23 protein-coding genes are annotated in these 21,637 nt (G+C 60.0%); 14 read left to right on the top strand and 9 right to left on the bottom strand.

The features are described 5' to 3' along the window. The first annotated feature begins 18 nt into the window (after positions 1 to 18). The 3 genes from AO277_RS11525 (at position 19) to AO277_RS11515 (ending at position 3,168) form a co-directional block, all read left to right on the top strand. Positions 19 to 555: a flavin reductase family protein gene (locus AO277_RS11525; RefSeq protein WP_002554209.1), complete on the top strand. Its 537-nt coding sequence runs from the start codon at positions 19 to 21 to the stop codon at positions 553 to 555. A gap of 55 nt (positions 556 to 610) precedes the next feature. Beyond that, positions 611 to 1,531 (top strand): SphA family protein, encoded by a 921-nt coding sequence (locus tag AO277_RS11520; RefSeq protein WP_080899183.1) that lies wholly within the window; start codon positions 611 to 613, stop codon positions 1,529 to 1,531. A gap of 83 nt (positions 1,532 to 1,614) precedes the next feature. After that, on the top strand, positions 1,615 to 3,168 hold the full coding sequence (locus AO277_RS11515; RefSeq protein ID WP_044318025.1) for a methyl-accepting chemotaxis protein: 1,554 nt from the start codon (positions 1,615 to 1,617) through the stop codon (positions 3,166 to 3,168). A gap of 160 nt (positions 3,169 to 3,328) precedes the next feature. On the opposite strand, the gene AO277_RS11510 is transcribed toward AO277_RS11515, so the two are convergent. Next, entirely contained in the window at positions 3,329 to 4,339 is a 1,011-nt protein-coding gene (locus tag AO277_RS11510; protein ID WP_044318024.1) for an AraC family transcriptional regulator, read from the bottom strand. Positions 4,340 to 4,547: 208 nt separating this feature from the next. Between AO277_RS11510 and antA the strand changes: the two genes are divergently transcribed. The 7 genes from antA (at position 4,548) to AO277_RS11470 (ending at position 10,884) form a co-directional block, all read left to right on the top strand. Beyond that, positions 4,548 to 5,951 (top strand): anthranilate 1,2-dioxygenase large subunit, encoded by a 1,404-nt coding sequence (antA, locus tag AO277_RS11505; RefSeq protein ID WP_002554205.1) that lies wholly within the window; start codon positions 4,548 to 4,550, stop codon positions 5,949 to 5,951. A gap of 2 nt (positions 5,952 to 5,953) precedes the next feature. Next, on the top strand, positions 5,954 to 6,463 hold the full coding sequence (gene antB / locus AO277_RS11500; protein WP_002554204.1) for an anthranilate 1,2-dioxygenase small subunit: 510 nt from the start codon (positions 5,954 to 5,956) through the stop codon (positions 6,461 to 6,463). A gap of 15 nt (positions 6,464 to 6,478) precedes the next feature. After that, complete coding sequence (gene antC, locus AO277_RS11495; RefSeq protein WP_002554203.1) at positions 6,479 to 7,501, top strand: anthranilate 1,2-dioxygenase electron transfer component AntC; 1,023 nt, start codon at positions 6,479 to 6,481, stop codon at positions 7,499 to 7,501. 57 nt (positions 7,502 to 7,558) lie between these two features. Then, positions 7,559 to 8,680: a muconate cycloisomerase family protein gene (locus tag AO277_RS11490; protein WP_044318023.1), complete on the top strand. Its 1,122-nt coding sequence runs from the start codon at positions 7,559 to 7,561 to the stop codon at positions 8,678 to 8,680. Positions 8,681 to 8,720: 40 nt separating this feature from the next. Continuing rightward, the gene (gene catC / locus AO277_RS11485; protein WP_044318049.1) at positions 8,721 to 9,011 is read left to right on the top strand and encodes a muconolactone Delta-isomerase; all 291 of its coding nucleotides are present in this window, start codon (positions 8,721 to 8,723) and stop codon (positions 9,009 to 9,011) included. A 61-nt stretch (positions 9,012 to 9,072) separates the two neighbouring features. Continuing rightward, on the top strand, positions 9,073 to 9,978 hold the full coding sequence (catA, locus tag AO277_RS11480) for a catechol 1,2-dioxygenase (protein WP_044318022.1): 906 nt from the start codon (positions 9,073 to 9,075) through the stop codon (positions 9,976 to 9,978). A gap of 360 nt (positions 9,979 to 10,338) precedes the next feature. Then, positions 10,339 to 10,884, top strand: coding sequence for a GNAT family N-acetyltransferase (locus AO277_RS11470; protein WP_004657079.1), 546 nt, complete (start codon positions 10,339 to 10,341; stop codon positions 10,882 to 10,884). 20 nt (positions 10,885 to 10,904) lie between these two features. Here the strand turns inward: AO277_RS11470 and AO277_RS11465 are convergent, their stop codons facing one another. From AO277_RS11465 to AO277_RS11440, 6 genes are all read right to left on the bottom strand, one after another. After that, entirely contained in the window at positions 10,905 to 12,338 is a 1,434-nt protein-coding gene (locus AO277_RS11465; RefSeq protein ID WP_044318021.1) for an efflux transporter outer membrane subunit, read from the bottom strand. After that, complete coding sequence (locus tag AO277_RS11460; protein ID WP_044318020.1) at positions 12,335 to 13,219, bottom strand: efflux RND transporter periplasmic adaptor subunit; 885 nt, start codon at positions 13,217 to 13,219, stop codon at positions 12,335 to 12,337. Before AO277_RS11460 ends, AO277_RS11465 begins: the two co-directional genes overlap by 4 nt. Then, positions 13,216 to 13,425 (bottom strand): DUF1656 domain-containing protein, encoded by a 210-nt coding sequence (locus AO277_RS11455; RefSeq protein ID WP_044318019.1) that lies wholly within the window; start codon positions 13,423 to 13,425, stop codon positions 13,216 to 13,218. The genes AO277_RS11460 and AO277_RS11455 overlap by 4 nt, the downstream gene beginning before the upstream one ends. Beyond that, complete coding sequence (locus AO277_RS11450; protein ID WP_044318018.1) at positions 13,422 to 15,509, bottom strand: FUSC family protein; 2,088 nt, start codon at positions 15,507 to 15,509, stop codon at positions 13,422 to 13,424. The genes AO277_RS11455 and AO277_RS11450 overlap by 4 nt, the downstream gene beginning before the upstream one ends. Continuing rightward, positions 15,506 to 15,958, bottom strand: coding sequence for a MarR family winged helix-turn-helix transcriptional regulator (locus AO277_RS11445; RefSeq protein ID WP_044318017.1), 453 nt, complete (start codon positions 15,956 to 15,958; stop codon positions 15,506 to 15,508). The genes AO277_RS11450 and AO277_RS11445 overlap by 4 nt, the downstream gene beginning before the upstream one ends. Before the next feature lie 225 nt (positions 15,959 to 16,183). Continuing rightward, the gene (locus AO277_RS11440; protein ID WP_161795777.1) at positions 16,184 to 16,459 is read right to left on the bottom strand and encodes a hypothetical protein; all 276 of its coding nucleotides are present in this window, start codon (positions 16,457 to 16,459) and stop codon (positions 16,184 to 16,186) included. Positions 16,460 to 16,513: 54 nt separating this feature from the next. Here AO277_RS11440 and AO277_RS11435 point away from each other — a divergent pair, with 54 nt between their 5' ends. Beyond that, positions 16,514 to 17,182 carry a polysaccharide lyase family 7 protein gene (locus AO277_RS11435; protein WP_002554193.1) on the top strand — a complete coding sequence of 223 codons (669 nt, stop codon included), beginning with the start codon at positions 16,514 to 16,516 and terminating at the stop codon, positions 17,180 to 17,182. 19 nt (positions 17,183 to 17,201) lie between these two features. Here AO277_RS11435 and AO277_RS11430 read toward each other — a convergent pair whose 3' ends face one another. After that, positions 17,202 to 18,590 (bottom strand): heavy metal sensor histidine kinase, encoded by a 1,389-nt coding sequence (locus AO277_RS11430; protein ID WP_031597597.1) that lies wholly within the window; start codon positions 18,588 to 18,590, stop codon positions 17,202 to 17,204. Further along, on the bottom strand, positions 18,569 to 19,258 hold the full coding sequence (locus AO277_RS11425) for a heavy metal response regulator transcription factor (protein WP_002554192.1): 690 nt from the start codon (positions 19,256 to 19,258) through the stop codon (positions 18,569 to 18,571). Before AO277_RS11425 ends, AO277_RS11430 begins: the two co-directional genes overlap by 22 nt. 169 nt (positions 19,259 to 19,427) lie before the next feature. Between AO277_RS11425 and AO277_RS11420 the strand changes: the two genes are divergently transcribed. The 3 genes from AO277_RS11420 to AO277_RS11410 all read left to right on the top strand — a co-directional run bounded on the left by AO277_RS11420 (position 19,428) and on the right by AO277_RS11410 (position 21,493). Then, complete coding sequence (locus AO277_RS11420; RefSeq protein ID WP_002554191.1) at positions 19,428 to 20,033, top strand: hypothetical protein; 606 nt, start codon at positions 19,428 to 19,430, stop codon at positions 20,031 to 20,033. Positions 20,034 to 20,105: 72 nt separating this feature from the next. After that, entirely contained in the window at positions 20,106 to 20,726 is a 621-nt protein-coding gene (locus AO277_RS11415) for a cytochrome b/b6 domain-containing protein (RefSeq protein WP_044318015.1), read from the top strand. Continuing rightward, positions 20,723 to 21,493, top strand: a complete 771-nt coding sequence (locus tag AO277_RS11410; RefSeq protein WP_002554189.1) for a molybdopterin-dependent oxidoreductase — start codon at positions 20,723 to 20,725, stop codon at positions 21,491 to 21,493. The genes AO277_RS11415 and AO277_RS11410 overlap by 4 nt, the downstream gene beginning before the upstream one ends. Positions 21,494 to 21,637 lie beyond the last annotated feature (144 nt).

The following is a 21,637-nucleotide window of genomic DNA, read 5'->3' as shown; positions in this document are numbered from 1 at the left end:
CTGCCAGAGGGAGTCCCTATGAGCACTGATATCGAAACCACCCAGCCACTGTGTGACGCGAAAGACTCTGACCCCCGCGACTTGCGCGGTCTGTTGGGCCAGTTCGCCACTGGCGTCACGGTCATAACGACCTGCACTGCCGACGGACGCAAGGTGGGCATGACCGCCAACTCGTTTTCATCGGTTTCGCTGGAGCCCGCGCTGGTGCTCTGGAGCCTGGCACGCAGCGCACCGAGCCTGAACGATTTCTGCGAGGCCAGCCACTTTGCGATCAACGTGCTCGGTGCCGAGCAGCATGGCCTGTCGCGGCACTTTTCCCGACCTTCCAGCGACAAGTTCGCCGGCGTGGCACACGCGGCCGGTACGGCTGGCGTACCGCTGCTCGATGACGTGGTCGCTACGCTGGTGTGCCGCAACGTGCGCCAGTACGAGGGCGGTGACCACCTGATCTTCATCGGCGAAATCGAGCATTACCGATACAGCGGCGCAGAACCGCTGGTCTTTCACGCAGGCCAGTACCGGATTGCCGCCGCGCACCCCGGACTGGCCCAGTAAGCCTGCCGCACGACATGCAGAAAAACGGGGAGATAAACGCATAAAAACGCAACTGATGTGTGTTTGCGGGGCGGGTTTATTGATCGCACAAGGGGCCGGTGCCTATGACTTGCCGGTGGTCAATCTGGGCCTGACCAGCTTTCTGGACGGCGGTTTGCCCGCAGGTCCCGGATGGTACTTGCAAGAGTATTTCCAGAATTACAGCGCTGATCGCCTGCGCGACAAGGACGGCAAAGCCCTGGGTTTGCCGAAGCAGGATCTGGATTATCAGGTCGCGGTGACGCAGCTCAGCTACCTGTCGAACGTGCGTCTGGGCAACGCCAGCCTGGGGCTGAACGCAGTATTGCCTGTGGTGACGCGCATGAAGGTCGACGACGGGCTGAACAACGCCGCGTTGCGCGGCCAGACCGGTATGGGCGATCTGTTGATCGGGCCGTTCATTCAGTTCGACCCGGTGATGGGGCCAGCCGGGCCGCGCTTCGTGCAGCGCATTGAGTTGCAGGTCAACCTGCCTACCGGCGAGTACGACGACAAACACGCAATTAACCCTGGCAACAACGCCTGGTCGTTCAATCCGTATTGGGCTGCGACCTACTGGTTCACGCCGAAGTGGACGGCGTCGGTTCGAGCGCACTACTTGTACAACGGCAAGAATGACGACCCGGCACAGTCGTTCGGCAATGTCAGCGATATTCAGGCAGGGCAGGCGCTGCACGCCAACTTCGTGACTGAGTATGCGGTCACCGATCAGCTTCGGCTGGGGATCAACGGTTACTGGCTCAAGCAGATCACCGACACCCAGGTCGACGGTCACGACGTTTCCGGGCGCAGGGAAAAAGTCTGGGCAATCGGGCCAGGTGCGATGTACAGCTTCTCGCAAAACGACCATGTGTTCGTCAACGCGTACTTCGAACAGGATGTCGAAAATCGTCCTGACGGCAGTCGCGTGCAGATGCGCTACGTTCACCATTTTTAAATCACCGCAGGCGCTGCTCCACAGCTGACTCGGGTTTTGCCTGTCGTTGCGACAGGCTTTTTTTCTGCGTGCGAGTTTTCGATATGACCATTCCTTCTAATAGCTCTGCACCCAGCAGGCCTGCACTGATTTGCCGGACCAACCTCAAAGGTCAGATCAAGCACTGCTCCGATGGATTTGCCCGCGAACATGGTTACGCTCGCGATGAGCTACTGGAGGCCTCGGTTACGCTGCTTCGTCACGAGTTGATGCCCGCCGCTGTCTTTGCAAGCCTGTGGTCGACGCTGGGTCAGGGCACGCCGTGGATGGGCATCGTCTGCAACCGTCACAGGGACGGCAGCCAGCGTTGGCACAATGTGTACATCAAACCGGTGTATGGCAGCGAAGGCGTGCAGGGTTACGGTGCAATCTATCTGCCGTTGAGCAGTGAGCAACAACACCGTGCTCAGGTGTTTTTTGCCCGCTGGCAGCGTCGCGGCTCGCCGGTCTCGGCGGTTGCGGCGATGACTCGCTGGTTGTCGTGGAGCTGGCCGACTCTGCTGGTCGGTTCCGGCATCGCTCTGGCCTGCGCGGCTCTGGAGTCGGCCTGGCTGCAAGGTGCCAGCGCATTGCTGGGTGTCCTTGTGCTCACGGGTTGGCAGAGCTGGCGTCAAAACCGGCAAGTGCGGGCGGTACTGGCGTCGCACCCCAAAGCGTTCGCCGCCCCTGCGCTGGCCGGGTTGTACGCTGACCTGAGCGCTACGCCAGCGTTGGTCAACATGGCCTTGATCGCCGGGGAGGCGCGTCTGCAAACCGCCCTCAGCCGGATTGGCATGAGTGGCCGGTTGATTGACGAGCACATGGGCGCGCTGCATGAACTGATCGGCCACGAGGCCCGGCGACTCGAAGAGCAACGCAGTGAGTCCGATCAGTCGGTGGTGGCGTTGAGCGAGATGACTGCGACCATCCAGGAGGTCTCTCGCAACCTGCAACACAGTGCCGAAGCCACCGGCCAGGCGGTGGAACAATCCAGTCAGGGGCAAGCCCTGGCTGAACAGAGCTTGTCGGCCATGCAGCGGTTGAATGCCTCGGTCGCCGAAATTTCCGCTGCGGCCGGCGAGCTTTCGACGGCAACCGAATCCATCGGCAGCATCACTGACATCATCAGCAACATTGCCGGACAGACCAACCTGCTGGCGCTCAATGCCGCCATCGAAGCCGCGCGTGCCGGTGATGCCGGGCGCGGCTTCAGCGTGGTGGCCGATGAGGTTCGGCAACTGGCGACCCGCACCCAGGAAGCCACGCTGAATATTCAGCCGCTGTTGCAGCGTTTTCGCCAGACCACCGAACAGACGGTGCAGCTCACCCATGAGGGGCAGACGCTTTCCCGGCAAGGCATGACAGCGGTCACGTCGGTGCGTGAAAGTTTCTCTCAGGTCAACGAAGCGCTGGACCGGATTTCCTCCATGAGCGTACAGATCTCCAGCGCCATGGAGCAGCAGGGGCAGGTCGCTGAAGACCTGAACCAGCAAGCCATGCGGATCGCCGACGCCTCGCGACAAAGTGCGGCCAAGGCACTGGATGGCCGACGCATCAGTGAGGAAATCGGCCATCAGGTGGAGGGTTTGAGGAGCCTCGCCGAGCGCTTTGATCGTTAGCGGTTACGGCTACTGTCTCGCCAGGCTGAAGATTTGTGACGCAGAGCGTCACGAACTGCATGCCAACGCGGAGCATTGGCACGATAGTTATAAGTCTCGTGGGGGCCTGCGGCCAATCAAAGCAGATTTGTGGATGACAAAGAGCGTTGCACAGGGGCGATCAGTGTCGGCTGCCGCGTTCCAGCGTCTGCGACGGCAGCTCGCCGAACAGGCGCTGGTAGTCCTGTGCAAAGCGCCCCAGATGATTGAAGCCCCATTGCGAGGCAATGGCCGCGATGTTGTAGCCACTGTGCCCCTGCAACAGGCTGCGTCGCGCCGACTGGAGTCGAAAACGCTTGAGGTAGGCCACGGGCGAGACGCCGAAGTGCGTCTTGAAACTGTCGTGCAGTTTCTGCGGCCCTATACCGGCCGCGCGTTCGATATCGATCAGGTGGATATCATCGCCGCAATGGTCTTCGATGAACTGTTGCGCCCGTTTCAGAAAGGCCGGGCAGCGGCTCTGGACTTTGTCGTTCAGGGCCGCCGAATAGTTGTTCGGCTGCGACAGAATCAAGCCTTTGATCAGGCTGCGCTCCAGGTCCCGCGCCATCGGCAGGTGCTCGAAATAGTCGCAGTCGCCGTCCATTTCATCGACCAGATACCGCACCATGCGCCACCACGACGCCGTGGCACCCAGCTCCGCGTTGATACACGGCTCAAACACCAGCGGCGCCTGGGCCGGGCGCTCCAGCAACTCGTCCAGCACGCGCTGCATTGAGCAGCAGTCAATCGCCACCTGCAACTTGCGGCAGTTGCCGGTGATGCTCAGTCGCTGCGAGTCGAACGGCGAAATAATCAGCCCGGCTCCGGCATTGGAACGCAACAGCCCCTTGCCGCAGTCAAGCTCCTGCTCGCCGTCCAGCGGCAGGCTGATGCTGTAGCTCTTCAACGAACTGCCGGGCTCGACGCCGATCACCACATCGGTGCCGTACTGGATACGCCCCAGCACCGTAGACATTGCGCTGAGCACGTTCGCCGAATGTTCGAATTCCAGGCAATGCGGAGCGCTGGCCTGAAGGCTGTGCGGGCCGCAGATGGTCGACATCCAGGCCCGCGCGCCGTCCAGATCATGGTGCGCGGCATGAAGGCCATGGGCGCGCAAGTCGTTGGGCAAAACAGCTTCACTCTTCATATCGATGCCCTGCCGGTAGGTCTGCCGGTAAGTCCGGTCTGGTTCTGATCAGGTTCTGCTCACGTTACTGCAGCGCGTATGCCGCCTCTATCCACTTACTGCAAATAACCGCAAAACGGATACGTTCTGCCGGGAAAACGGATAGAAGGGCAGTGCTGCGGGGCGTTCAATCAGTTCAAGGCTGATGACTCTAAAAAGGAGCCCCCTGATGAGCAGCGCAAAAACCGTAAGCCAATGGCAGCACTTCGTTGAAGGTTGTCTGGATTTTCGTCCCGTCGAAGGTGTGTACCGCATTGCCCGGGAGATGTTCACCGAGCCCGAGCTGTTCGATCTGGAGATGGAACTGATCTTCGAAAAGAACTGGATCTACGCCTGTCATGAAAGCGAAATTGCCAATAATCACGACTTCATGACAATGCGCGCCGGTCGCCAGCCGATGATCATCACCCGTGATGGCAGCGGCCAGCTCAATGCATTGATCAACGCCTGTCAGCATCGCGGCACCACCCTGACCCGGGTCGGCAAGGGTAACCAGTCGACGTTTACCTGCCCGTTCCATGCCTGGTGTTACAAAAGCGATGGTCGCCTGGTGAAGGTCAAGGCGCCCGGCGAGTACCCGGAAGGCTTCGACAAGGCCACGCGTGGTCTGCGCAAGGCGCGCATCGAAAGCTACAAGGGGTTTGTTTTCATCAGCCTCGATGTGCATGGCAGCGACAGCCTTGCCGACTACCTGGGCGATGCCAAGGTGTTTTTCGACATGATGGTCGCGCAGTCGGCTACCGGTGAACTGGAAGTGCTGCCGGGCAAGTCGGCCTACACCTACGACGGCAACTGGAAACTGCAGAACGAAAACGGTCTGGACGGTTATCACGTCAGTACCGTGCACTATAACTACGTCGCCACGGTGCAGCACCGCCAGCAGGTCAACGCCGAAAAGGGCGCAGCGGCGGGCAGTACGCTGGACTACAGCAAGCTGGGGGCCGGTGATGCAGACACCGACGACGGCTGGTTCTCGTTTCATAACGGTCACAGCCTGCTGTTCAGCGACATGCCCAACCCGAGCGTACGCCCCGGTTACGCGACCATCATGCCGCGCCTGGTGGAGGAATACGGGCAGAGCAAGGCTGAATGGATGATGCACCGGCTGCGCAACCTGAACATCTACCCGAGCATGTTCTTCCTCGACCAGATCAGCTCGCAACTGCGCATTATCCGCCCGCTGGCCTGGAACAAGACCGAAATCAACAGTTTCTGCCTGGGCGTCAAGGGTGAGTCCGACGCCGACCGCGAAAACCGCATCCGCCAGTTCGAAGACTTTTTCAATGTGTCCGGGCTGGGCACGCCGGATGACCTGGTGGAGTTTCGCGAGGCCCAGCGTGGCTTTCAGGCGCGCCTGGAACGCTGGAGCGACATCTCGCGCGGGTACGAAAAATGGGTCGACGGGGCAACACCCAACAGCGAGGCCATCGGCATCTCGCCGGTACTCACCGGCACCGAGTTCACCCACGAAGGGCTGTACGTCAATCAGCACGGTAACTGGCAGCGCTTCCTGCTTGAAGGGTTGGCACGCAAGGCCGCTGAAGAACACTCCCTGAAACTGCGTGAGGTCTGAACATGAGCGCCCAATTGCAGTACCGCATCGAGCAGTTCCTGTACCACATGGCCGAAGTCTGCGATGCCCAGGATTGGGATCGCTACCTGGACCTGTTCAGTGAAGACAGCGAGTTCCACCTGCCGCAGTGGGATTCGGAGCATGTCTACACCACCGATCCCAGAAAAGGCATGTCGCTGATCTATTACCCCAACCGCGGTGGCCTGGAAGATCGTGTCTACCGCCTGCGTACCGGCAAAGCGGCGTCAACCATCCCGATGCCGCGCACGCTGCACCTGATCAGCAATGTGCGCATCGCACCTGCGGGTGAGGGTGCAAATGGGCAGGCGGGCGAACTGGACGTGCAGGTCAACTGGCACACCCTGTATTACCGCCTGCAAGTTGCGGAGCAGTTCTTCGGACGCGCCAGCTATCGCCTGCGTCCTGATGGCGACAGCTGGAAAATCGCCCGCAAACACGTGGTGCTGCTCAACGACACCATCAACTCGGTGCTCGATTTCTATCACCTCTGAGGTAGCGGAGCGGACATGACTTATAAGGTCGCTTTCAGTTTTGCTGACGGCAAGACGCTGTTCTGCAACGTGCAGAACAATGAACTGTTGCTGGATGCTGCGTTACGCAGCGGGATCACGTTGCCGATGGATTGCCGCGAAGGCGTGTGCGCCACCTGTCAGGGGCGTTGCGAGTCGGGGCAGTACACACAGGATTACGTGGACGATGAGGCGCTTTCGGCCAGCGACCTGGCGCAACGCAAGGTGCTGAGCTGCCAGACCCGGGTGAAGTCCGATGCTGCGTTCTACTTCGATTTCGCCTCCAGTCTGTGTGACAACACCGGCCCGAGCGCCCTTCAAGGCAAGGTCAGCCAGGTCGAACTGGTTTCGCAGGGCACCGCCATTGTTCAGGTGACGCTGGATGAGCAGAACAGTGGGCTGGATTATCTGCCCGGCCAGTACGCCCGGTTACAAATTCCCGGCACTGATCTGCGTCGCTCTTACTCGTTTGCCAATGCTCCCGGCAGTAACACGCTGGAGTTCCTGATTCGCCTGTTACCTGACGGGGCGATGAGCAACTACGTGCGTGACCGCTGCCAGGTGGGTGACGTGATTCAGTTCGAAGCACCACTGGGCACGTTCTACCTGCGCCATGTCGATCGGCCGCTGACGCTTGTTGCCGGAGGTACGGGGCTGTCCGCCTTCCTCGGCATGCTCGATCAGATCGCCGCCAAAGGAGGCTGCGGGCAGCCCGTGCACCTTTATTACGGCGTGCGTACGGCGCAGGACCTTTGCCAGCTGGCGCGAATTGAAGCCTACAGCCAGCAGATTCCCGGGTTCAGGTTTGTCCCGGTGGTCAGCGAAGAGCAGGCCGACTGGAGCGGAAGGCGCGGTTACATCGTCGATCACCTGGACGCCGCTGCATTGGCCGAAGTACCCACGGACATTTATGTGTGCGGGCCGCCACCGATGGTCGAGTCCATCAAGGACTGGCTGCACGGGCATTCGCTGGACGCCTCGCGTTTGTACTTCGAGAAATTCGCCGACAGCAGCGTTTGACCGGCCGCCTGACGCCAGTCGCTGCTCCAGAACAATTACACAGCAGACGGAACCCCCATGAGTGCCATCACGATCGAACGTTTCGAGACCCTGATCGTCGACCTGCCGACGATTCGTCCGCACAAACTGGCCATGCATACCCTGCATGGTCAGACACTGGTCATCCTGCGCATTCGGTGCAGTGACGGCATTATCGGTATCGGCGAGGCCACCACCATCGGCGGTCTGGCGTATGCCGGAGAGAGCCCGGAAAGCATCAAGGTGAACCTCGACAAATGGTTCGCTCCGCTTCTTGTCGGGCAAGACGCCACCAACCTCAACGCGTTGATGCAGCGCGTGGATCGTGCCGTTCGCGGCAATACGTTCGCGCGTTCGGCGGTTGAAACGGCGCTGCTTGATGCCCAGGGCAAGCGCCTTGGGTTGCCGGTTGCCGAATTGCTTGGCGGGCGCGTGCGCGACGGTGTGGAAGTGGCCTGGACACTGGCCAGTGGCGACACCGGCAGGGACATCGAAGAAGCCGAGCACATGCTGGAGAGGCGCCGTCACCGGCATTTCAAGCTGAAGATCGGTGCCGGTGAACCCGCCCGTGATATCGCTCATGTTGCGGCGATCAAGCGGGCATTGGGTGATCGAGCCAGCGTGCGTGTCGACATCAATCAGGCGTGGAGCGAGGCGGTGGCCATACGTGGCTGCCAGTTGCTTGCAGAGGCAGGCGTCGAGTTGATCGAGCAGCCGCTTTCGCGCCACGACCGCGCGGCCATGGTTCGTCTGAATGCTCGCAGCCCGATTCCATTGATGGCCGATGAAGCCATTGAGTCGGTGCAGGACAGCTTTGCGCTGGCGCAGTCGGGTGCAGCGTCGATTTTCGCTCTGAAAATCGCCAAGGTCGGCGGCCCGCGTGCCGTGTTGCGCACCGCTGCGATTGCCGAAGCCGCCGGTATTGGTTTGTACGGCGGGACCATGCTGGAGGGTAGCGTCGGCACGCTGGCAGCAGCTCACGCCTTCGCCACACTCGACCGGCTGGAGTGGCACACCGAACTGTTCGGGCCACTGCTGCTGACCGAAGACATTCTGGTCGAGCCTCCGGTCTATCGCGATTTTCAACTGATCATCCCCGACACCCCAGGGCTTGGGCTGGAGCTGGATGCTGAGCGTCTTTCGCACTTTGCCCGCAGCTGATCTGCCGGAGCACAAGACTAGCCACGAGGATACCCACAACATGCTTTTCCACGTCCGCATGACCGTCAAACTTCCGATCGATATGCCGGTCGACAAGGCAGCTCGAATCAAGGCTGATGAAAAAGCCCTGGCCCAGCGCCTGCAGCAAGAGGGCACCTGGCGCCATCTGTGGCGCATCGCCGGGCTGTACGCCAACGTCAGTATTTTTGATGTGGCAGACGCCCAGGCACTGCACGACACATTGCTGCAACTGCCGCTTTATCCCTACATGGAAATCGAGGTTACGGCCCTGTGCAGGCACCCGTCTTCCATCCATCAAGACGACCGCTGAGTTCGTACCTTTTCAGCCCGACACCGACAAAACAACAATGAACACCGATGAGGAAAAGACCATGAGCGTACGCATTTCCCAGACCGATGATGTGCAACAGTTCTTCAATGAGGCTTGCGGCCTTGACCAGCCGGGTGGCAGCCCGCGGATGAAAAGCGTTGTGCACCGGGTGCTGACCGAGACGATAAAAATCATCGAAGACCTGAGCATTACGCCGGAAGAGTTCTGGAAAGCCGTCAATTACCTCAACGTGCTTGGCAGCCGTCAGGAAGCCGGTTTGCTGGTCGCGGGGCTGGGGCTCGAGCATTACCTTGATTTGCTGATGGACGCTGAAGACGAACAGGCCGGGCAGACGGGCGGTAGCCCGCGGACCATTGAAGGGCCGCTGTATGTCGCAGGGGCTCCGCTGTCCGATCACTATGCCCGCCTGGACGATGGTCAGGACCCTGCAACCGTACTGTTCATGACCGGCCAGGTTCGCGGCACCGATGGAGCGCCGCTGGCCAATGCCATCGTCGATGTGTGGCACGCCAATACCGGGGGCACCTACTCGTATTTCGACCCGTCGCAATCGGCTTTCAACCTGCGTCGCCGGATCCGCACCGATGCACAAGGGCGCTACCGCTTCCAGAGCATCGTGCCATCAGGCTACGGCTGCCCGCCGGATGGGCCGACTCAGCAATTGCTCGACCAGTTGGGTCGTCATGGTCAACGTCCGGCACACATTCATTTCTTCATTTCAGTGCCTGGCCATCGTCACCTGACCACGCAGATCAATCTGGCGGGCGACAAGTACCTGCACGATGATTTTGCCTACGCCACGCGCGATGAACTGATCGCCGAAATTCGCTTCACCGAAGACGCCAACGGCCGCCACGCAGACATAGACTTCGACTTTGTGCTCCAGCCTGCAACGACTGTCGAGGACGAACGCCGCCAGGAACGCCTGCGGGCACTGGAAGTCTGAGTCGAGCGTCCTCTCACGAAGATGTGACGCTCCGCCCCCTCAAGATCGGACGCGCAGCGTCCAGAACGGCATTCCCACGCGGAGCGTGAGTAACGATACCCTGACTATCGTGCGTCTCTCCGCGTCGTCATGCCGTTCGGGAGCGTGAGGAACGATCATCGCAACTATCGTGCGTCGCTCTGCGCCGCATGCCGTTCGGGAGCGTGAGGAACGATCATCGCAACTATCATGCGTCACTCTGCGTCGCATGCCGTTCTGGACGCTCCGCGTCCTCTTGTGGCGTAGAGCGTCCAGTGCTGGAATCATCAGGTATAACAAGCCAGGTGGTGAGCGTCGGCAATGACTGACGCGGGAGGATGCATGCAGTATTCAGGTGAGGGCTTTTCTATAAGGGTATTGGCGTTTGATGATTGCGAGTTGATCAACCGGTACGAAAAGGCCAATCGCAAGCATCTGCAGCCTTGGGAACCGTTCAGGGACGATGACTATTTCATTCTCGAAAACGCCAGATCCAGGGTTCAGCAGCAGTGGGAAAGCATGCAGTCCGGCAGCGCGGTTTTCTTCCTCGTCATCGACTCAGACGGCGGCGAATTGCTGGGGCGGTGCAGTTACACGAATATCGTGAGGGGCGTTTTTCAGGCCTGCAACCTCGGCTTCTCGCTGGCAGAGACTGCTCAGGGGCGTGGCTTGATGCAAAGGGCGCTTGAGGTGAGCAATCGCTATTGTTTCGAACAGATGGGGCTGCATCGAATCATGGCCAGCCACATGCCAGCCAATGTACGTAGCGAGCGACTTCTGCAATCACTCGGCTTCGAAAAGGAAGGGTACGCGCGCGCCTACCTGAAAATTGCCGGAGTTTGGGAAGACCATGTCCTGAGGGCACTGATCAATCCGAACGAGGCCTGATGGCGAGGCGAGCGCCTTTACTACTTCTGCGCCACGTCATCCTTCTCCCAGCCGCCGCCGAGCGCCAGAAACAGGTTGATCTGTCCCATGGCCACCTGGGTGTTGGCTTCGGCCATTTGTGCGCGCACGTCGGTGTAAGTGCGTGTGGCTTGCAGGTCAGCGAGGAACGAGGCGCGTCCGGCCTGATAGAAGCGGTGGGTCTGGTCAGCCGCTTCCTTGGCCGATTGTTCGGCTTCCTTGAGAGCATCGCGACGGTCGAGCAGGGCGGTGTATTGCGCCAGACCGGTCTGGGTTTCACGGATGGCGTTGAGCACCACACCGTCAAAGCGCGCCAGTGCAGCTTGCGCGGAGGCTTCAGCCTGATGGATGCGTGCGCGTGAGCCGTTGGACGGGATGGTCCAGTTCAGCAGCGGCCCGAAGCCCCAGCGGTTGGCGGCCGGTTTGCCGAGGTTCTCGATCAGGCCGGTAGTACCGATGCTCGGGCCGATGCTGATGTCCGGATACAACTCGCCGGTGGCAACACCGATCTGCGCAGTCGACATCGCCAGATGACGTTCAGCCTGACGCACATCCGGGCGGCGTTTGAGCAGTGTTGCGCCGTCGCCTACCGGCATGACCTGCGCAATGTGCGGCAGCGCATTGCAGCTGCTGACCCCGGCGGGCAGTTGCTCCACAGGTATAGCCAGCAGCATCGACAGGCGGAACATCGCCGCCTGACGCCGCGCTTCGTAACGGGGCATTTCGGCGCGCAATGACTTGAACTGCGTCTGCGAGCGAGTGACCTGGGTTTCATCGCCTCGCCCGGCATCGCGAAGACGCTGGTTGAGGGTCACGCTCTGTTGCTGCAGGTCCAGCGATTCGCGGGCGATGTCGAGCTCTTCGTTGGCCGCGCAAATCTGCGTGTAGGCCCGAACCACATCGGCGACCACGGTGATGCGTGCGGTATCGACCGCCGCCTGATTGGCATCGACATTGGCCTGCGCCGCTTCGATACCGCGCTGCAAGGTGCCGAACAGATCGAACTGATACGACGTAGTCAGACCCACATCCCCGACGTTGGCGACCGGCACCTTGTCAGTCAGCAGAAACGCTTCGCCCGATTCCTGCACGCGCTGTGCGCCGATTTTCGCGCCGTTGGTAAATCCGCCCGCCGCCTCGGCCTCCGAGGTCTGGTAGCGGGCGCGCTGCAGGTTGGCGGCGGCGATGCGCAGGTCGGTATTAGAGGCAATGGCCTGGCGCACCAGTTCATCCAGACGCGCATCCTGATACAGCCGCCACCAGTGCGCAGGCACCGGGGCCGATACCGTATTGACCGAGCGCTCGGCCAGTTCGCCCTGTAAATCCGGACGATTGATCGCGCCATCCTTGGGCAGTTGGTAATCCGGCCCGACTACCTGACAGGCCGACAACACGGCAGTAAAACCGAGTGCGGCCATGCGTAAGGCACGTTTCATCGTGTGCCCTCCTGCGTATCGTCGATGATTGACACCGTTGCAGTACGCCCGGCGATCATACGGAAGTCGGCAGGTACGTCATCAAAGGCAATGCGTACCGGAATGCGCTGTGCCAGACGCACCCAACTGAAGGCCGGGTTGACGTTGGGCAGCAGGTTCGAGCCACTGCTGCGGTCGCGGTCTTCGATGCCGGCAACGATGCTCACCACATGGCCGGTCAGCCGTGCGTTGTCACCGATGACACGAATGTCGACGCCCTGGCCGACATGAAGGCCGTCCAGTTTGGTTTCTTCGAAATAGCCGTCGATATGGAACGATGCGGCATCGACCACCGATAACACCGGACGCCCGGCGGTGACAAATTCATGGTCGCGGGGCGCGCGGTCGTTAAGGTAGCCGTCCACCGGGCTGCGGATCACCGAACGATCCAGATTCAGCTGCGCGGCATCCACTGCGACCTTTGATTCACCAAGCGCAGAAAGGGCGCGGGCTTCGCGGGACTGGCTTTCTTCCAGTTGCTCACGCGCCACCAGGTTGCCCAGGCCACGGTTACGCCTGTTCTCGCGACGTGCCTGTTCCCAGGTTTCCTGGCGCTCGGCGACTGTCGCCTGCGCCTGACGCAAGGCCAGGCGGAAGCGGTCCTGATCGATTGTGAACAGCACCTGGCCCTTGTGCACGGGCTGATTGTCGGTGACCTCGACCTTCTGGATCAGCCCGGACACGTCCGGCGCGATCTGCACGATATCGGCGCGAATATGCCCATCGCGGGTCCACGGCGCGTACATGTAATACATCACCATGCGCCATACAACGACGGCAGCCAGAGTGACAACCAGCAGGGTCAGGACCACGCGGCCCAGTGTCAGTATCGGTTTTTTCATGTCATCAGGTATCGACTTAGAGTATCCACGGCGCCGAGCAACAAAGCGTATAGACCTACGTTGAACAAAGCCCGGTGCCAGACCAGACGGTAGAAGTGGGCACGCGACAGCAGCACGTGCACGGCGAGAAACAGCAGATAGGCGATGCCCATCATCGCCAGGAACGTGGGGATGAAGATCCCGCTGATATCCAGATCACCGATCACAGGGGCGCTCCATCGATGTTATGCGGCAGTTGCTCGGTCAGTTCGCCGCCGACGGTGACAATCTCGACCCCCGGCAACAAGGCCAGACGCAGGCCGCTGAGGGCGTGCAACAGATGCAACCGGGCCGGGTTGTCGCCCATCTCCTGAGCCGTCAACGAACGGCGTGCGCGGTCCATGGCCATCAGCAGGCCGCGGGGCGCGGGCAGCCTTTCACCGGCCTTGCGACAGTGTTTGAAATAGCCGCTGACTTCATCGATCACCTGACGCAACAGCACCTGGGCCGCAGGCGTGGCGCGTCGGGTGTAGGCCAGCAGGTCGAGCATGTTCAGCGCGACGCGCAATTCACGCAGGGCAATCCCGGTGTCCTGCGCGGTGAGTGTCAAACGCGGCAACTGCTGCATCAAACGGTCGAGCATTTGCACGCCCATGCGCCGGTGTTCGGCCAGAGACGCGTCTTCGCTAAGGCTGGCGATGTCACGCCAGCTGAAACGGGTCAGACGCTTGACCGCCAGTTCAACCCCGAACGGGCGGAACACCAGCGTCCAGATAAAGGCGAACAACAGCCCGGCAGGTCCGGCCAGGTTGGAGTTGAGAAAGTTCATGAAGTCCGCGTCGTAGGCGCTCTGAATGCTGATGAACGACGAGGTGTTGACGATGGTCAGCAGCGTGCCGAGAAAGAAGCGCGGTTGCACAGTCAGGGTGCCGACGCAGATGAAGGGCACCGCAAAGGCCAGCACCAGCATCGGAAAGTCGTGCAGGTTAGGCAGCACCACGAACAGGTACAGGCTGGCAAATACCACCGAAAGCAGAGTCCAGAAAAAGAACCGGTAGATTTGCGGGGCAGGGTCGTCCATGGCTGCAAAGAAGCTGCACGACACCGCTGCCAGCGCCACGGCACTGGCGCCGTCTTTCCAGCCCAGCAGAATCCACAACACCGATGCAGCGATGATCGCCAGCACCGTCGAGGTCACTGAATAGAGCATCAGGCCGCAGTCCAGAAACGGCGTCAACCGACCCAGACGCCAGTGGCGATAGACCGCTCTCCATGGCGATTGATCGTCTGTCTTGATCGCATATTGCAGGGTCCGGCAATCCAGCCACAGGTCAATCCACTCGCCGAGCCTGAAAAGCGTGTTGGAGAGCAGCAGCTGATCGCGGTCGTCCAGTTGCGTAGAGTTCGGCTGAAGGCGTTCCAGCTCATCATGCAACAGTTGCCATTGCTCCCGTTGCGGGCCGTCGGCAGTGCTTTCAAGCCAGTCGCAAGCCTTTTGCAGCACGGGTTTCAAGCTGGCCAACAGCTCAGGCGTGCGTCGCTCCAGCGCCCACAATGCGTCATCCAGTGCATCGATGACCGGCAAGAGATGGATCATCCGGCCGCTCAGCTCATTGGCGTTGCGTACGGTTTGCTTGCGTGCGCCCTCGTGGCTCAACTGGCCGATCATCATTTCCAGCGAGTTGAAGCTGCCAACCATCGAATTGCGCAGTGCGCCGATTTCCTCGGGCTGACAGGTGCGGCTGATAAAGCGCTGGCTGTAGGTCGAGGCGTCACTGAACCATTTTTCCGTGGTGGCCTGAAATACCGGTGCCAGACGTCTGGGCCAGAACATTGCACCCACGACGGCGGCGCAGATGATGCCGAGGAAAATCTCTTCGGTACGCGACACGGCGATGTCGAACACGGCCTGCGGGTTGTCGACCACCGGCAGGGAAATCAGCGGCATGGTGTAACCCGCCAGCATCAGTGCGTAGCTGTTGGCCGTGCGCAAGTGCAGGGAAAGGAACAACAGGGTGCCGGTCCACAGTCCGACCACGATGGCCAGTAGCAAGGGCGTCTGTACGAACATCGGTACCAGCAGCACCGACGCCGCTGCACCGGCCAGGGTGCCGGCGGCCCTGTACAGGGCTTTGGAGCTGGTCGGGCCGACAAAGGGGCTTGAGACAATGTACACCGTGGCCATGGCCCAATAGGGGCGAGGCATTTCCATCAACAGCGCGATGTACAGCGCCAGCATCGACGCGCCGAAGGTACGCACGCCGTAGAACCAGTCGCGTGCCGGTGGGACGCTGGAGAAAAATCCGTTCAAACCTGCCCCCCGTGCTCACCTTGTGCAGCCTCGGCGAAGGCCTGAAATACCCGCAAGGTGGCTTCGAGATCGGCAGGTTGAAGGCCCTGAAGCACATCCGCCCGCAGACGCGTCAGCTCCTGTTCTATCGAGCCTGCCAACGCACGACCCTTGTCCGTAAGGCTGAGGGCCTTGGCGCGGCGATCATTGGGGTCTTCGCTGCGGCAGACGATGCCGGCCTTGCACAGTTGGTCGAGCAGGCGCACCAGTGTCGGGCTTTCCATGCCGGCCGCCTGCGCGACTTTTACCTGATGCACGCCGTCACCCAGGCGCGCAATGGCCAGCAGTGGCCCGGCACATGCTTCAGAAATTTCATAGGTGACCAGTGTGTTCTGGCAAATGCGTCGCCATTGGCGAGAGGCGGCTACCAGGCCGCTACTGACAGCGAGATGCAGTGGGTCGACAGGCATGAATCACCGGGGGCTGAGTCGTGAACAATTTAGTTAGGAATAATATTGTTAGGTAGGATATTAGTAGGGTGCTAACTAATATCTCGTAACAAGTTCTTACAGTCAACCCGTAACTGCCCAGTGGGGCTTTTTGGGTTGCAGGGACGCCCGAAAGGGTTTTTTGAGAGGGCGTAGAGGCGATGAACGGCTGTTCGAGTCCGCTTTTAGCGGGGAAAGTTCATTATTTCAAAAAATAATTGCTACCGTTCGTCGGTAAAAAGCCAAAAAATCCCGCGCATCTACGCAGCACCATTCAAAAAAATGGCGCGGCACCCGATAGGAGGGTCCTGATGAATCACCGTCTGCAGCAAATGGATGGCGATCTGCCTTGTGTAGGGATATGGCATCAAAGTAATGGCATCGGTCTTTTTGTGTCGGTTTGTTGGCGTCATTGCGTTGTCGTTGCTGTTTAAAAAATAAACGATTGAGCCGATAGTCTGGTTGACCACAACGGGCCAGCACGCCCGTTCCAGAGCCATTCTGTCGGTGCGCAATGCGTACCTTGCGAGCTACTCCATGATCGACCTTGCCACCTGGAATCTTTCCGTCCCTGTCGGAAGTCCCGCGACCATCATCGAAACCCCCAAGTTGGTTAAGGGTTATCGGGATGGCTATTTTCAATCCGGGGATACGCTGTTTTTCTGGGCACCGGTGACCGGTTCCACCACAGAGAACGCCAAGTACCCGCGCTCCGAATTACGCGAGACGACGTCCGATGGCAGGGTCTTCAACTGGGCCTACTCAAGCGCTGACAATTTTCTGCGCGCGACGCTGGAGGTCGATCAAGTGCCTTCCACGGGCAAAATCGTGATCGGTCAGATTCACTGCTACCAGAGCACCGAACCGCTGCTGAAGGTGGAGTATCAGTACAAGGAGAAGCTGCAGACCGGCAATATCGTCGCCAAGTTTCGTCGTACGCCGGACTCGGAAATCGAGGTCATCAACATCGCCCAGGGTGTGCCGCTCAATAAGCAGTTCAACTACACCATCAACCTGTCGCCGTCTGGCGATCTGACGGTGAATGCGTTCGACGCAGTCTGGTACGCCAAGCTGGATTCAGCCTGGGCCAGCAAACTGTTCTATTTCAAGGCAGGGGTCTACACCCAGGACAATACCGGTTACACCACTGAAGGCGGTTCGGCCACTTTCTACAAGCTGGCCATTGCCCACGAGAAAAAGAATTGATCGTTACGGTCTGGAAGATTCAGACCGCTGGAAATATCAGACTGAAGCAGATTCTGCCGGCGGCGGGTTGAGCCACTTCGGCCCGCCCGCCATGCAGGTGCATGATTGCTGTAACAATGGCCAGCCCCAGGCCGTTGGAGTCCGAGCGCTCATGGCGCGAGGCGTCACCCCGATAGAAGCGGTCGAACAGTCGCGCGAGCGTGGCTTGTGGTAATACCGGGCCCTGATTTTCTACCTCGATTCGCCACTGACGATCAACTGCCGCAACACGAATCAGGATTTCGCTGTTTTCATTCGCATAGCGAATTGCGTTGGCGACCAGATTGCTCAGTGCACGGCGCAGCAGGATCGGGTCGGCCAGCAACGTGCCTTGTCCGCTGTGGCTCAGCCGCAGATTACGCTCTTCAGCCAGCCCTTCGAAATAACCAGCCACGCGTTGCAATTCATCGTGCAGGTCCAGCGGCTGGCGTTCCAGCGCGGCCTGGGCTTCGTCCGCTCGAGCCAGAAACAGGATGCTTTCCACCAGCCTTGAGATACGTTCCAGCTCTTCCAGATTGGAAGCCAGCAGGACCTGATATTCGTCGGCGCTACGGTTCTGGCGCAAGGCAACCTGGCAGTGGCCCATCAGCGAACCGACCGGCGTACGAATCTCGTGGGCCAGATCGGCGGAGAACTGCATCAGGCGTCGATAGCCGTCGTCCAGACGGTCAAGCATAGCATTGAAGGCATCGCTCAATTGTTGCAGCTCGACAGGCGTGTCGTGGCTGTCGAGCCGTTTGTGCAGGCTGGCCGGGGTTATTGCGGCAGCGTGGGCGGCCATTCTGCGCAGTGGGCGCAAGCCGCGTCGCAGCAATACGTAACCCAGCACGGCGGTAATCAGGAACGCCAGTGCAACGGCGATATAAATGCTCTGCCGGAAGCTGGCGAGCATGGCCATCTCCTTGACCATCAGGTGCGCGGCCTGCAAGCGCACTGCAACGCCATTGGACATCACCTGTACTGCCGCCGCACGCAACGGCACGCCTTGCAGGCTCAGGCCACTGCGCAGGTCATCGACCCGTAAAGGCTGATCCTGCGCCACGGTCGGTAGCTCTGGCAGTGGCGCGCGTTGCGGGTTGACCGATATCACCGGTGGCTTGCCAGGTTCGCCGATGATGAAAATATCTTCCTCGCTGTCGAGCATGTTCTCGAACAGTTGCGGGCTGCCTTTGAGGTTGTCCATCGTCAGGTCATAGCGCAACAGCTTGCGGAAATGATCGAGCCGCGCCAGTACCGCGTGGTCGCTGCGTTGCATGACAGTTTCTTCTATGGACTGGTACAGATAAAGCCCCGCGCCGCTGACCGTAAGCATCGCCACCAGCGCGAAGGCGAGGGTAGAACGCAGGGTCAGGGAAGGCTGGCGTCGCATGGCCGCACCTCGCACACATAACCGATACCGCGCACGGTGTGGATGAGCTTGACCGGGTAGGGCAGGTCGACCTTGCTGCGCAGGCGCTTGATGGCGACGTCCACAACATTGGTGTCACTGTCGAAATTCATGTCCCAGACTTCCGAGGCAATCTGTGCCCGTGACAGCACGTCGCCTTCGCGGCGCAATAACAGGTGTAGCAGGGCAAACTCCTTGTTGGTCAGCACGATGACCTGCTGCTGACGCGTCACGCGGCGGCGCAGCAGGTCCAGTTCAAGGTCGGCCAGATGAAAATGGTCTGCCTCGCGCACCACGCCCCGGCGCAGGATGGTGCGGATGCGCAGCAGCAGTTCAGTGAAGGAAAACGGTTTGACCAGATAATCGTCAGCGCCGAGCTCCAGCCCGCGAATCCGGTCCTGCAACTGGTCGCGAGCGGTCAGGAATAGCACCGGCACGTCCTGCCGGGCGCGCAGCACTTCGATGATCTGCCAGCCATCGATGCCTGGCAGCATCACATCCAGCACGATCAGGTCGTAGCGGTTTTCCAGTGCCAGGTGCAGGCCGTCGGCACCGTGCTGGGTCCAGTCGACCTTGTAGCCGGATTCACCCAGGCCCTTCTTCAGGTATTCACCGGTTTTGGTGTCGTCTTCAATCAGCAGGATATGCATCGTTTTGTCCGCTACGCTTTTGCAGGCACCCACGTGCGCCGATGCCAAAGTCTAACCAGTTGCCGACAAGGTGTCCGGCGAATGACAAAAATGTCATTGCCCGGTCATTCTGCGGTGCCGGTAGCGGTGCAAGGATGGGTTCCAGATATCAACTGCCAAGGAAGTACCGATGAAGACTGCACTCTCTACTACGTTCGGCCTGCTGTTGCTCAGCGCTGCTGTCATGACTCAGGCTGCTGACATGAAAGTGGTCAAACCCATGCGCGGGACCGTCGACAGCGTAAGCGCCGACACCCTCGATTTCACCACCCGCTCGGGTCAGCACGAAAGTATCAAGCTGACTGACAAGACCGGTATTCGTCTTGTGTCCGAAGCTGACTTCAAGCAAATCAAAGGCGACAGTTTTGTAGGTTCGGCTGCCATCCCGCAGGCGGACGGCACACTGAAAGCGCTGGAAGTGACCGTTTTTGAAGCCAGCCTCAAAGGCAGCGGCGAAGGTCACTATGGCTGGGAAAACGCTGATGGCAGTACCGGCACCATGACCAATGGCACCGTTGGCACGTTGGCTGGCACCGATGGCCGCACGCTGACCGTCAAATACGAGGGTGGCGAGAAGAAGCTGGTGGTGCCGCAGGATGTGCCTATCGCCTACGTCGAGCCAGGCAAGGTTGATCAGTTGACCAAGGGCGCCAAGGTCGTGGTGTTCCCGGCTGACGACGGCAAGTCGGCACGTGGTGTCGCAGTCGGCAAGGACGGTTTTACCCCGCCGATGTAATCGCAGCCGAGGCTGTCAGTGGCAGGCTGCTGCTGACATCCTCGGTTACACCTGATCTAGAGGGATCTGCGCATGAAAACCCGCCCTATCCATCCGTGGCCGGTGCGCCTGACGCATTGGGTCAATGCCTTGGGCATGGTCTGCATGTTCATGAGCGGTTGGGCTATTTATAACGCGTCGCCACTGATGCCATTCACCTTTCCCAAATTCCTGACACTCGGCGGCTGGCTGGGCGGCTCCATTGCCTGGCACTTCGCGGTCATGTGGCTGTTGGTGATCAACGGCCTGCTGTATGTGCTGTATGGCGTATTCAGCCGCCACTTCAAACGCGATCTGCTGCCAGTTCGCCCGTCCGAAGTGAAGCGTGACATGAGTGATGCGCTGCACTTTCGGCTGGCCCACGTCAAAGGCCGTTACAACGCAGTACAACGGTTGATGTACTGGCTGGTGTTGATCATGGGCGTGCTGGTGGTGGTGTCCGGGCTGGCTATCTGGAAACCGGTGCAGTTTCAGGGCCTGGTTGCCCTGCTGGGCGGGTTCGATTTTGCCCGCTGGGTGCATTTTGGCGCGATGACGGCCATTGGCGCGTTTGTTGTTGTTCATCTGGTGCTGGTCGTGCTGGTGCCCAGTACCTTGTTACCCATGATTACCGGCGGCCGCCAGCCGAACGAAGACGGAACTGCGCAACCATGAACGAACCTCGTAAACGCATCACCCAGCGCATTCGTCTGGAGCCTGCGCAGCAGAGCCAGCTGGTTGATATCCAGCGCCGCTCGTTTCTACGCGCCGGGCTGACAGTGGGGGCGATGTCGATGCTCACCGGCTGCAACCTGCAGGATGGCGATCAGGTCGACAAAGTGCTGTGGGCCATGTCGCGCTGGAATGACCGGGTTCAGGCCTGGCTGTTCAACGGCCAGAAACTGGCCCCGACCTACAGCAAGGCGCAGCTGACCAACCCGTTCCCGTTCAATGCGTTCTACCCCGAATACAACGTGCCGGAGGTGGAGCTTTCCGACTATCGGCTGGCGGTGTCCGGGCTGGTGCGTGACAAGCAGCCGTGGACGCTGGATGCACTGCGCAAATTGCCGCAACGCACCGACATCACGCGGTTGATCTGCATTGAGGGTTGGAGTGCGATAGGACAATGGGGCGGTGTGCCGCTGAAGACTTTTCTGGAGTACATCGGTGCCGATACCACGGCACGTTTCGTCGGCTTCAAGTGCGCCGATCGCTATTATTCAAGCCTGGATATGCCTACTGCGCTGCATCCGCAGACATTGCTGGCGCTGGACTTCGGTGAAGTCGCCCTGCCACCGGATTACGGTTACCCGCTGCGGGTGCGAGTGCCGACCAAGTTGGGCTTCAAGAACCCCAAGCACATCGTCGAGATCTTCGTCAGCAACGAAAATCCTGGCGGGTACTGGGAGGATCAGGGCTACAACTGGTTCAGCGGGATCTAGGAGCGGACGCAGAGCGTCCAGAAGGGCATTCGACGCAGAGCGTCGCACGATGGCGGTAGTTAGATTATCGTTCCTCACGCTCTGGTATGCCCCCCGAAGGTTGGACAATTATCCACTTACGCTGCCTTGGCGGCCTGCATCCTG

This window comes from Pseudomonas amygdali (genome assembly GCF_002699855.1).
GTDB classification, from domain to species: Bacteria; Pseudomonadota; Gammaproteobacteria; order Pseudomonadales; family Pseudomonadaceae; genus Aquipseudomonas; species Aquipseudomonas amygdali.
This window is presented reverse-complemented; position numbering and strand designations above follow the sequence as displayed.